Raw genomic sequence first — 12,157 nt, forward strand, 5'->3', positions numbered from 1 at the left:
TGACGTAATTTCTATTCGGAGTGTCTACTAGAAAACCAAAAAAGCAGCTTTCACATAACGTGAAAGCTGCCTATACATGTACAATAAAAAAACCTTGCGCATGTGTGATAGCTCTCCGAAACGTTTAGAATCGACAGTCTTACATTTCTTAAATGCAAAACCAGTACAACATCGGAAACAACGATGCTCCACTTCGGCAAGCTCCCCTTTCATACATCTTCACAGGATTTGTTCATCCTCTGATGTACTACTTTTGAATCTTGCACCTCTATCATCACTTAAAATAGTGAATGTATGTTATTAAACATTAGCATATGTCTATTCCTTTGACAATGTCTGTTCCTGAAAATAGGTATATATATGACTAGCAAGATTAGCAGGCATCCCAGCCTCTTGTAATGCTAACTCACTTGCCTCTCGAATTTTTTTGACAGAACCAAAATGCTTTAGTAATTGCTGTTTTCGCTTTGGACCAATACCCTCAATCTGATCGAGAACGGATTGAATAGCATGCTTTTCGTGCTGCTGGCGTAGGAATGTAATGGCAAACCGGTGTACTTCGTCTTGAATTCGTTGCAATAAATAGAACCCATCACTTGTGCGCTTTAACGCAATGACCTCAGGTGGATCACCAAATAGAAGCTGTGATGTATTATGCTTTTCATCCTTCGCTAAGCCAGCGATTGGAATGACCAGCCCAAGCTCATCCTCTAATACTTCTCGTGCAACTTCCATTTGTCCCTTCCCTCCATCTATTAAAACTAAATCTGGTAGGGGTAATCCTTCCTTTAGTACACGAATGTAACGACGACGTATTACCTCCTGCATCGCCCCATAGTCATCGTGCTTAGCAGCTGTCCGAGTTTTATACTTCCGATATTCTTTCTTTGCAGGCTTGCCATCGATAAATACCACCATTGCAGATACAGCATCTGTTCCATGCATATGACTGTTATCAAAAGCCTCGATTCGTAAAGGTGTGGAAATTCCCATCGCTTCACCCAGTGCCTCACATGCACCAATTGTTCGTTCTTCCTGACGTTCAATGAGCTGGAACTTAGCTGCTACTGCGATTTCAGCATTTTTTGTAGCGAGGTCAACAAGCTCTTTTTTTTGCCCACGCTTTGGCGTCAATACCTTCACATCTAATAATTCTGTTAAAATCGCAGCATCAATAGCTTGTGGGATAAAAATTTCCTTTGGTTTAATATGCTCTAGCTTTTCGTAGAATCGACCAACAAATGTTAAAAATTCCTCCTCTGCTTCCTGATAAATCGGAAAAATAGAGACATCACGCTCAATAAGTTTACCTTGACGAACAAAGAATACTTGGACACACATCCAGCCCTTTTCAACTGCATAACCAAATACATCTCGATTGGTCGTATCACTTGATACAATTTTTTGCTTTTGCATAACTGTATCAATATGTGCAATCTGATCACGGAATTCTTTTGCACGTTCAAACTCTAAATTTTCAGCAGCGGCTAGCATTTTTATCTCTAGCTCCTTTTTGACTGCCTCCACGCCACCATTTAAAAATTTGGTCATATCCTCAATCATATCCTGATAAATTTGAGCATCAATCTCCTTTACACAAGGTGCCATACATTGGCCCATGTGATAGTATAGACAAACCTTTGAAGGTAGTTGTACACATTTTCGAAGCGGATATAAGCGATCAAGTAGCTTTTTCGTTTCACTTGCTGCATATGCATTAGGATAGGGTCCAAAATACTTTGCCTTATCCTTTTTCACTTTTCGTGTCGTAATAAGACGGGGATGTTTTTCATTCGTAATTTTTAAATACGGATACGTTTTATCATCTGTCAACATGACATTGTATTTAGGATCATGAAGTTTTATGAGATTAAGCTCTAAAATCAATGCCTCAATATTAGAGGAGGTCACAATATAATCAAAATCTTCTATTTCACTTACAAGTCTCTGTGTTTTCCCCTCATGTGTACCAGTAAAATAGGAGCGTACTCGATTTTTTAGCACCTTTGCTTTTCCTACATAAATAATGGTTCCTTGCCGATCCTTCATCAAATAGCAGCCAGGCTGATCAGGCAAAATATCAAGCTTTCGTTTTATTAAATCATTCATTACAACCTGCCCCCTCTTTGTTATACATAGGTCCCATCCTCTATTAACTTATTATATAACGAAAAAAAGCCAAGCACATCAAATGATGGCTCGACTTTTCATATCTTATCAATTAAGCATGTTTTGCAATAAATGTCTCTAACGCTTCTTTAGGTTGGAAGCCAACAGTTTTATCTACCAATTCACCATCTTTAAATAATAATAAAGTTGGAATTGACATGATTTGATATTGCGCTGCCGTACCTTGGTTGTTATCTACATCTACTTTTACGATTTTAGCCGCACTACCTGCAGCATCCATTTCTTCAAGTACAGGTCCAATCATTTTACATGGTCCGCACCAAGCAGCCCAAAAGTCTACTAGCACTAACCCCTCTTTAATATCATCTTGGAAAGTTGCATCTGTTGCATGTACAATTGCCATTTGAAATCCTCCTTAAACTTACTATGCTTGTAGTATAGCATGGATAATTTACCTTGAGCGAACAATCTGCCTATAATGCAAAATTGATGAAAAAACAAGATGAAAAAAGTCGAAACAGCTTGAAGTCAATTTATAATTTAGTCTAATTTGTATGGTAGCGACCTTTATAAACATACGTTAACGTTATAAAGATATATATAGCTAATGTAATACCTGTTACAATTATAGAAGTTGTAAAAATAATACCAATCAAGATAGCACTTAACGCAATAATAGCAATCCACGTTGTGTAAGGAAACCATTTAACTACATAGGCACTTGTTTTTTCTGATTGTTTTTTACGTGATTTCAAATGTGCAATCGCAATGATTAACCAAATAAATAACACCGTGTATCCTAGTGAACCCATTAGAAACTCAAAAGTCTTACTTCCAGCATAAAGTGAAATAATTACACCAACATATAATGCTAATGTGCACATTAAAATCGCATATACCGGAACTTTTCTTTTCGATAAATGAGCAAAGATTTTTGGAACACGCCCGTCCACAGCCTGTGTATATAACACACGAGATGAGCCATAAAGCCCTGAATTCATGGAGGAAATAATCGCAAGTAAAACAACAGCGTTCATAATATGGTCTGCACCAGGAATCCCAATCATTTTAAACACCATCACAAACGGACTTTCAGGTACGCCATTTACTTCATTCCAAGGAATTAAGCTTACGATAATAAAGAAAGGTAGTAAATAGAACGTCACAATCCGAACTAGTGTACTGCGCACAGCTTTCGGCACTACCTTTTCAGGATTCTTTGTTTCTGCTAATGTAATACCAATAATTTCAGTACCACCATAAGAATAAATAACCACAAGCATTGCAGCAATTAATCCCATTGATCCGTTAGGGAAAAAGCCTCCATGCTCCGTTAAATTCGAAAAACCAACAGCAGTATGCTGACCAAACGAAACAAGTAATAAAATTAAGCCTGCAATAATGAACACAACGATTACACAAATTTTAACTAACGCTAACCAATATTCTGTTTCAGCAAAAACTTTCACTGATAATAAATTAATCGCTGTAACTAACACTGAAACAGACAATGCCAGAATCCAAATTGGATAATCAGGTAACCAATATTGAATGAAAATGGCCGCAACTACAGATTCTGCTGCAATATTCAAAACCCACATTTTCCAATAAATCCAATCTAGGAAATATGCTGGGTACTTTCCTAATATCGATTGAACTAAATCTCTAAACGTTCTGGCCTCGCTATTTCGAACTGCCATTTCCGCTAAACCTTGCATTACAAATAAAAGAATAATACCACCTAATAAATAGGCGATGAGCACTGATGGTCCTGCCTTATCAATGGCAGCACTACTTCCTTTAAATAATCCTGCACCAATGGCACCACCTAAAGCCATCATCGTGATATGTCGTGAGGACATTGTGCGTTTTAATGTCTGGTTGTCTTTTTCCATTTTCTTTCCTCCTAAATCAAAAAGGCATATCGCCTATCCTTTCACCGTTAAATGAAAGAAGAGACGATATGCCATAAGCAAACCGCGGTACCACTCTAATTGATTCGATTCGAATCCTACTTTAAAACCTTGTAACGAAGGTTAATCGTCAAACAAATAGAATAATCTGTTAATTCCATTTATTTTACCACTCCTAGGCAAGTTCAAAGTCTTATTGGACTGCGTTGCACCACCCCGCAGCTCTCTCTACCAAATAATGAGCTTCTACTACTCCTAATCTTTGCGTTTCAATACTTTATTATTGAAAAATTTAATGATTATCCACCACTATAAGGGCTATCCATCATTATGTCAATATCTTATTTTGCGATAATTCTCAAAATAGAGCATTATACAAAAAAACAGGAGGAATGAATCCCCCTGTACCATTTACTATGCATTTACTTTTAATGCCTTAAATTCTTCAATTAGAAGAGGCACTACTTCGAATAAATCTCCTACAATACCGTAATCTGCCACTTTGAAAATATTAGCCTCAGGATCTTTATTAATCGCAACGATGACTTTAGAATTTGACATACCTGCTAAGTGCTGGATTGCGCCAGAAATTCCTGCAGCAATGTAAAGATCAGGTGTTACAACCTTACCTGTTTGACCAATTTGAAGTGAATAATCACAGTATTCAGCATCACATGCACCACGTGAGGCACCAACTGCGCCACCAAGTAAATCTGCTAGCTGTTTTAATGGTTCAAAGCCTTCTTCTGATTTAACACCACGTCCGCCCGCTACAACTACTTTCGCTTCTGAAAGATCAACACCTTCTGAAGACTTACGTACAACCTCTTTTATGATTGTGCGAAGGTTTGTAATATCCACCAAAATGGAAGCTACGTCACCTGATTTGCCTTCTACTTTTTCTAAAGGTGCAATATTGTTTGGACGAATTGAAGCTAAAATAACACCATCTTTTACTTTTACTTTTTCGAAAGCTTTACCAGAGTAAATTGGACGGATAAATACGATATCATCGCCAGTGCCTTCAATTGAAGTAACATCAGATACTAGACCTGCCTGTAACTTACTTGCAATCTTTGGTGATAAATCTTTGCCATTAGCTGTATGACCAAATACAATTCCAGTTGGATTTTCCTGCTCAATGACAGCTAATAACGCTTGACCATATCCATCAGATGTATATTGTTTTAAATGTGGATGCTCTACTGTTACAACACGATCAGCTCCATATTCAAATAATGAACCAGTTAAATCTGCTACAGCGTCCCCTAAAAGTACGCCAACAACCTCGCCACCATCAGCGATTTGTTTTGCAGCAGCAATTGCTTCGAAAGAAACATTACGTAAGCTTCCTTCACGAACTTCACCTAATACTAATACTTTTTTTGACATAGTATATTCCCTCCGTTACCCTTTAAGATTCGATTAACATCATCAAATTTTTAAACTACTTTTGCTTCAGTGTGAAGTAGATTTACCAGTTCTTTTACTTGTGCAGAAAGATCACCTTCAAGAACGCGTCCTGCTGCCTTTTGTGCTGGTAAGAAGATGTTTACAGTTTCAATCTTCACTTCTACATCATCTTCATCGATATCTAAATCATCTAATTCAAGTTCTGCAAGCGGTTTCTTCTTCGCTTTCATGATACCTGGTAAAGATGGGTAACGAGGCTCATTTAAACCTTGTTGAGCTGTTACTAATAGTGGTAAAGAGGACTCGATAACCTCTGAATCACCTTCGATATCGCGTACAATTTTCGCAGATGTTCCATCGATTTCAAGTTTTGTAATTGTTGTTACATAGTTAATGCCAAGTAAATCTGCAACACGTGGACCTACTTGCCCAGAGCCACCATCTATCGCTACGTTTCCTGTTAAAATTAAATCAGCATCTTTATCTTTTAAATACTCTGCTAAGATAAAAGCAGCTGCATTTTGATCTAATTCATCCAAATCATCTTCTGTATTAATAAGAACCGCTTCATCTGCTCCCATGGCAAGAGCTGTACGTAGTTGCTTTTCAGCATCTTCGCCACCAATTGTTACTACTGTTACTTTACCACCAGCAGCGTCACGAACTTGGATTGCCTCTTCAATGGCATATTCGTCATAAGGGTTGATGATGAATTCAGCACCATCTTCTTGAATTTTACCACCAGACACAACAATTTTCTCTTCCGTGTCAAACGTACGTTTAATTAATGCAAAAATGTTCATATATCCATACCTCCTGGAACGTTTTTTAATTCTAAGTAAACTTATAAATATTATATATTTTCAGTTTGGATAATGTCGATTGACAAGTGCTATCGACACTAATGGAAAATTATTTACCAGTAAACACAGGCTCACGTTTTTCAATAAATGCTTGAATGCCTTCTTTTGCATCTTCTGTTATAAAAACAGTACCAAACGATTTTGCCTCAGCCTCCATACCTTCGTAGAATGAAGCAGGCTTCGCAAATTGTAAAGTTTGAATAGCTGCCTTTAAGGCGATTGGGCTCTTCTTCGCAATTTTCTTAGCAGTTTTTAACGTTTCCTCAAGCAGCACTTCATCTGAATATGCTCGATTCGCTAACCCCCACTGCACAGCTTCTGTACCTGAAATTGGCTCACTTGTAAACATCATTTCTGCAGCTTTTGCAACACCAACATAGCGTGGTAATCGTTGTGTGCCACCAAAGCCAGGAATTAGACCTAATTGTAATTCGGGTAACCCTAATTTTGCAGATTCTGTTACAAAGCGCAGATGACAGCTCATCGCAAGCTCCAAACCACCGCCAAGTGCAGCACCATGGATTGCAGCAATAACAGGTTTTGAGAATGATTCAACACGTTCAAATACTTGTTGCCCATTGCTCGCTAGTTTTGTAAATTCCTCGCCAGATTCAACTTCTGTAAATTCCTTTATGTCTGCACCTGCTGAGAAGAAACGGCCTTCACCGTGAAGCACAAGGACACGTACTGCGTCATCGTTTTCTACTGCATCTAGCACTTCATTGACTTCGGTAATGATTCCGCGAGATAATGCGTTTGCTGGTGGTCGTGCAATTGTAATAATTGCTACTCCATCTTCAACTTTCCAACTTAGAAATTCCATTTCTCCACATCCTTTTAAGCTTTAATGCCGTTCAGAATTAATGCCTGAACCTTTGGAACTTGTTCTATCAAATCATATCGATAGTCATTCATGACCCACGACGTAATGGTTTCATCAATTGTTCCAAATACCATTTGACGTGCCAAGCGTACATCCATCGTTTGATTGAACTCACCGGAAAGCATACCTTCGATTAAAATTTGATCAAGTAATTGTAAGTACTCTCTTAACACCGAATTAATCTTTAATCGTAAATCCTTATTCGATTGTCGTAGTTCTAATTGTGTGACGGTTGCTAGGTATCGATCTGTCGCTAGAACATTAAAATGATTTTCTATCATCCGTGAAAGTTTGTCTTTAGACGTACTTCCATTTTCTATTATATCTTGTAATGACTCAACAAAAACAGCCATTTTTTCATTAAAGACAGAAATTAATATATCTTCTTTATTTTTAAAATATAAATAGATTGTTCCATCAGCCACCCCAGCCTGTTTAGCGATTTTCGACACTTGCGCTTGGTGATACCCATTTTCTGCTATAACGATGACAGCTGCATCAATAATTTGCTTATATTTCGGCTTATCACGTTTCACTTATATATCACCACCTATAAAAACTTACAGACGTCTACATGCTTTGTTACCACATGATGTAATCCTTATTTAGTAAAAAGTAAGGATGTGACGTATTAACCTAAAAAAAATATGAAAATATGAATGGTCATTCATTCATATTTTCATATTATATTTTACAACTTTGCTTGTCAATACTTTATGACGTATTTATTTTGCTTCTTTATTCACTAATTTCGTTTTTTCTTCATCCACTAATGAGCGACGCAAAATTTTCCCTACAGCTGTTTTCGGAAGCTCATCTCTAAATTCATAATAGCGCGGAACTTTGAATGCAGCTAGATGTTGGCGGCAATATTTATTTAATTCGTCCTCTGTAATCGAATATCCTTCTTTTAATACAATATAAGCTTTAACTGTTTCTCCACGGTACGGATCTGGAATACCTGCAACTATACATTCTTGAATTTCCTCTCGCTCATATAAGACTTCTTCCACCTCACGAGGGTATATATTAAAGCCGCCTGCAATAATCAAATCCTTTTTACGATCCACTACATAGAAAAAGCCTTCTTCATCCATATAACCCAAATCCCCTGTTAAGAACCAGCCATCTGCGAACGTTGCTGCCGTGTCTTCTGGTCGGTTCCAATAACCCTTCATTACCTGTGGACCTTTTACAGCAATCTCTCCAACCTCACCAACTGGAAGCTCCTCCGTATCTCCTGTACGTAAAATAACCGCATCTGTGTTCGGCCATGGTAAACCAATTGAGCCGATTTTGCGTTTACCCCAAATAGGTGTTGAATGTGTTACTGGAGAAGTTTCTGTTAATCCGTAACCTTCTACGAGCTTTCCACCTGTGACTGCTTCAAATTTCTCTTGCACCTCAACCGGAAGTGATGCAGAGCCACTCAAGCAAGCTTTAATGGATGACAAATCATATTTAGTAATATCTGGATGATTTAAAAGACCAATATATAATGTTGGGGCACCAGGGAAAAGCGTTGGTTTTTGCTTATCAATGGTTTTCAATGCTGTTTCCGCATCGAATTTTGGTAATAACACCATTTTATTTTGCGTAAAAACAGATAATAGCATAACCGTGGTCATACCATAGACATGGAAGAACGGTAAAATACCCATAATTGTTTCTTCACCATGCACACATTTATACATCCAAACATCACACATTGTTGTATTGGCAATTAAATTTTTATGAGTCAGCATTACACCTTTAGGAAAGCCGGTTGTACCTCCTGTATATTGAAGCAAGGCAATGTCCTCTTCAAAATCAAAAGAAATGTCCAGCACCTTAATTGGTGAGGAACGCATAATTTCAGTAAATAGATGGTTTTGACCGCTATGTTCTACCTTCACACTAAAACCGTATTGCTTTTTTTGAATAAAAGGATAAACTAAATTTTTCGGAAATGGTAAGTAATCTTTTATAGCCGTGACAATTACATTTTCAAGTGCGGTTTCTTTCATAATCTTCATAACACGTGGATATAAAATGTCCATCACTAAAATAACCTTTGCTCCTGAATCAGCCATTTGATATTGAAGTTCACGTTCAGTATAAAGTGGATTTGTTTGTACGACAACAGCTCCAGCATACATAGCACCGTAGTAAGCAATTACACTTTGAGGTGAATTTGGTAGCATAATTGCCACACGATCTCCCTTTTCTACACCAAGTGCCTGTAAATAGTTTGCAAATCTAAGCGCAGACTCATATAACTCTGTGTACGTCAAATCCTTCCCCATAAAATGAATCGCCACTTTGGATGGATTCTTTTTATAGGCACGTGTCAAAAACTCTTGCACTGGAATTTCCTCAAACGTTAAAGACGATGGTACTTCTTCAGGATAATTTGCTAGCCATGGTTTTGTTGTCATACGTCCTCTCCCCTTTGCCCCAAACTTTGTAAATTCTTATATTAATTATAATGAAAAAGAAATACAGTTTCAAACACAAAATAGAAAATAAATGCATTTTCGATTAATTATTATGCATTTCACAACATTTATATGACTGTATTTTATAGGGTTTTTGATTGCTAGACCTTATGAATACTCATTCATTCTTTGTTTTTTTATGCAAACATGTGAAGTAATATTTCTATATTGCGAAAATAAATTGCGAGGATTAATTTTTCATAAGATGAAAGATTAATGATAGATTTTAGTAGTATTTTGTGCGGTAGTGGTTTTAAGAGAATTTTGATGGTGATGAAATTTTTGATTTTGCTGAAGATTGGGGGATAATTTATGCTGCCTAGGTGGGGGCGAAATCACATGAGTTGTTTTTAAAGCTACATGAGCGATTCTACTCGATACATGCACAAGTTTTGGTGTCATCTGAGTGGTTCTTGATGTCAGCCGCTTGCTTTCTCTCCTTGTCTGAGTAGTATCCGATTCTCTTCTGATTTTTACCTCACCTAAGCTAGGATTTTTTAATTGCCCTTTAAATAATAGAATGTCTTATTATTACATCCTTCTTTTTTCTTAGAAAATTCCTGTAGCACTCTTTTTGTAAGATGTCGATTTGATAATGCTAAAAAATAGCGTGCAGTTTGAGTATTAATTTTCTCATCAATCAATAAACAAAAATCCTGCAATGCTTGATGATGTGCGAATTTGTCATACATGTTGCAAGTTGGACAAAACCAACTATACTTTTGCCGGATTACTTTTGATTGATTACAATGTCTGCAGAATATCCCCTGTTGAAGAGCTTTGGGATCAATTTTGTAGTAGGAACATAATGGGGAAGGTTGAAAAGCACGATGATGCTTTAATAAGAGATTTGCTATTTTAGATTTTGGAATCGTTCCTTTGGATTTATTTTCATTTAAATGCTGTCTTAGAAAATAAGACAATTCACGCCTCATTAAAACCGGAAACTTTCCTTGTTCATAATAAATTTCAGCATTATTAAAAGGAAAAACAATAATTCCTGTCACTGCTATTTGGACCTCAAACTGCTTAAAAAAGGAAATTAATCCATAAATATATTCCTCGAGTTGAATTTCTGGGTGATTAAAAATATGTTTGTCACCATTTTCTAATATACGAACCATCTGTCTCGGGTGATGCTTCAATTCAATCCTCCCACGAATATTTTTACTTTCAATCACAACTACATCATAAGGAGTAATAACTACAACATCAAGCTGAATAGGAACAGGCTCAAACAAGGTAATATTATGTAAAACATAGATTTCCAGTGTCTGTGATAGCTTTTGCAATTCACTTATTATACATTGTTCACCAAAATCCCCTGCTTCTAATTGCTGTAATTCTTTGGAAACTTTTATATGTAGCGGATGACTTGAGTCCAAACGATGAATCATTGCACGTAACCCTGGTAGCATTGCTGCTTGTTCAAATGGTTTTAATATCATGAAATTTCCCTTTCTTTTTGCTTAGACTATAGCAAGTTTTATCCTCTTTGCAAATAGCTTTTTTTAAATTAAAAATTTAATCACCTTAAATTTGCTTAAAAGAATAAAATTAAGAAAATTTGTGGATATTTGACCCTCCCCTGTTAATTTTACAATGGACCGAAGCGGTTCTTGTCCATACCTGAGCGACTTTTTACTCTACCGGAGCCGTTCTTGACCCTACCTGAGCGACTTTTTACTCTACCGGAGCTGTTCTTGATCCTATCCGAGCGACTTTTTACTCTATCTGAGCACTTCTTGACCCTACCCGAGCGATTTCTTACTCTATCTGAGCACTTCTTGACCCTACCTGAGCGCTTCTCGACCATACCCGAGCGCCTTCTTACTTTATCTGAACACTTCTTGACCCTACCCGAGCAATTCCACTCTCAAGCTGAGCAATTTTTTCTGTATGCCACCTTTAAATATAACAAAAACGCATCCTCACAAACAGGATGCGTTTTCTTGTTTAAAGGGTCATCATATAGTAGACACCGACTGCTAAAAATGCGATGCAGACAACGATTAGAATTTTTGCTAATTTTTCCATGTCATGACACTCCTATGCAATACTTGCCCCAATCACAAACGATAGACCTACTGAAATGGTGAAGGAAATAAAGCCGACTGAGCGATTATCATTCGCAATTTCTTGATCTACATTAAAGCGTGGAGTCATAAATTCAAATAAAAAATACGCCACAATCAGTAATGTAAAGCCAAAAAGACCCCAGCCAATCATTTCGCTTAATGTGCTGTGTCGAGCAATGGAATAGCGGAAAATATTGCAAATCCCCAAAATTTTCCCTCCAGTTGCAAGTGCTACAGCAACATTGCCATTTTTTATTTCTTCCCAATTTTTATATTTCGTAACGACTTCGAACAATGCCATCGAGACGACTAAACATAACACAACAACACTAAAATATCCTGCCGTTTCGATAATCGGATATCGCCAAAAGCTAGAATTCAGCATTTTCTCCGTCCCCTT

10 protein-coding genes, 1 riboswitch and 1 other annotated feature are annotated in these 12,157 nt (G+C 37.1%); all 10 genes read right to left on the reverse strand.

Annotated features, from left to right (window positions below; translation table 11 throughout):
- Window positions 1-100: 100 nt before the first annotated feature.
- Window positions 101-279, reverse strand: a riboswitch (Lysine riboswitch).
- Between the two features lie 39 nt (window positions 280-318).
- On the reverse strand, window positions 319-2,109 hold the full coding sequence (gene uvrC, locus QNH24_RS19100; protein ID WP_283869088.1) for an excinuclease ABC subunit UvrC: 1,791 nt from the start codon (window positions 2,107-2,109) through the stop codon (window positions 319-321).
- 112 nt (window positions 2,110-2,221) lie between these two features.
- On the reverse strand, window positions 2,222-2,533 hold the full coding sequence (gene trxA, locus QNH24_RS19105) for a thioredoxin (protein WP_054770925.1): 312 nt from the start codon (window positions 2,531-2,533) through the stop codon (window positions 2,222-2,224).
- A 142-nt stretch (window positions 2,534-2,675) separates the two neighbouring features.
- Window positions 2,676-4,025: an amino acid permease gene (locus tag QNH24_RS19110; RefSeq protein WP_283869089.1), complete on the reverse strand. Its 1,350-nt coding sequence runs from the start codon at window positions 4,023-4,025 to the stop codon at window positions 2,676-2,678.
- A 56-nt stretch (window positions 4,026-4,081) separates the two neighbouring features.
- Window positions 4,082-4,315, reverse strand: a binding site (T-box leader).
- A gap of 142 nt (window positions 4,316-4,457) precedes the next feature.
- On the reverse strand, window positions 4,458-5,435 hold the full coding sequence (locus tag QNH24_RS19115) for an electron transfer flavoprotein subunit alpha/FixB family protein (RefSeq protein ID WP_283869090.1): 978 nt from the start codon (window positions 5,433-5,435) through the stop codon (window positions 4,458-4,460).
- A gap of 50 nt (window positions 5,436-5,485) precedes the next feature.
- Window positions 5,486-6,259, reverse strand: a complete 774-nt coding sequence (locus QNH24_RS19120) for an electron transfer flavoprotein subunit beta/FixA family protein (protein WP_283869091.1) — start codon at window positions 6,257-6,259, stop codon at window positions 5,486-5,488.
- Window positions 6,260-6,368: 109 nt separating this feature from the next.
- A complete protein-coding gene (locus QNH24_RS19125; RefSeq protein WP_283869092.1) occupies window positions 6,369-7,142 on the reverse strand; it encodes an enoyl-CoA hydratase in 774 nt (257 codons plus the stop codon).
- Window positions 7,143-7,156: 14 nt separating this feature from the next.
- Complete coding sequence (fadR, locus tag QNH24_RS19130) at window positions 7,157-7,738, reverse strand: fatty acid metabolism transcriptional regulator FadR (protein ID WP_283869093.1); 582 nt, start codon at window positions 7,736-7,738, stop codon at window positions 7,157-7,159.
- A gap of 189 nt (window positions 7,739-7,927) precedes the next feature.
- Window positions 7,928-9,619, reverse strand: a complete 1,692-nt coding sequence (locus QNH24_RS19135; RefSeq protein WP_283869094.1) for an AMP-binding protein — start codon at window positions 9,617-9,619, stop codon at window positions 7,928-7,930.
- A 557-nt stretch (window positions 9,620-10,176) separates the two neighbouring features.
- A complete protein-coding gene (locus QNH24_RS19140; protein ID WP_283869095.1) occupies window positions 10,177-11,127 on the reverse strand; it encodes a nuclease-related domain-containing protein in 951 nt (316 codons plus the stop codon).
- Between the two features lie 601 nt (window positions 11,128-11,728).
- Window positions 11,729-12,142, reverse strand: coding sequence for a DUF350 domain-containing protein (locus QNH24_RS19145; RefSeq protein WP_010860124.1), 414 nt, complete (start codon window positions 12,140-12,142; stop codon window positions 11,729-11,731).
- Window positions 12,143-12,157: the final 15 nt, after the last annotated feature.

The organism is Lysinibacillus pakistanensis, from assembly GCF_030123245.1.
Taxonomy (GTDB): Bacteria; Bacillota; Bacilli; order Bacillales_A; family Planococcaceae; genus Lysinibacillus; species Lysinibacillus pakistanensis.

Coding starts and splice junctions, on each gene's coding strand:
- uvrC (WP_283869088.1), bottom strand. CDS start 2,109: ATGAATGATTTAATAAAACGAAAGCTTGATATTTTGCCTGATCAGCCT.
- trxA (WP_054770925.1), bottom strand. CDS start 2,533: ATGGCAATTGTACATGCAACAGATGCAACTTTCCAAGATGATATTAAA.
- QNH24_RS19110 (WP_283869089.1), bottom strand. CDS start 4,025: ATGGAAAAAGACAACCAGACATTAAAACGCACAATGTCCTCACGACAT.
- QNH24_RS19115 (WP_283869090.1), bottom strand. CDS start 5,435: ATGTCAAAAAAAGTATTAGTATTAGGTGAAGTTCGTGAAGGAAGCTTA.
- QNH24_RS19120 (WP_283869091.1), bottom strand. CDS start 6,259: ATGAACATTTTTGCATTAATTAAACGTACGTTTGACACGGAAGAGAAA.
- QNH24_RS19125 (WP_283869092.1), bottom strand. CDS start 7,142: ATGGAATTTCTAAGTTGGAAAGTTGAAGATGGAGTAGCAATTATTACA.
- QNH24_RS19135 (WP_283869094.1), bottom strand. CDS start 9,619: ATGACAACAAAACCATGGCTAGCAAATTATCCTGAAGAAGTACCATCG.
- QNH24_RS19140 (WP_283869095.1), bottom strand. CDS start 11,127: ATGATATTAAAACCATTTGAACAAGCAGCAATGCTACCAGGGTTACGT.
- QNH24_RS19145 (WP_010860124.1), bottom strand. CDS start 12,142: ATGCTGAATTCTAGCTTTTGGCGATATCCGATTATCGAAACGGCAGGA.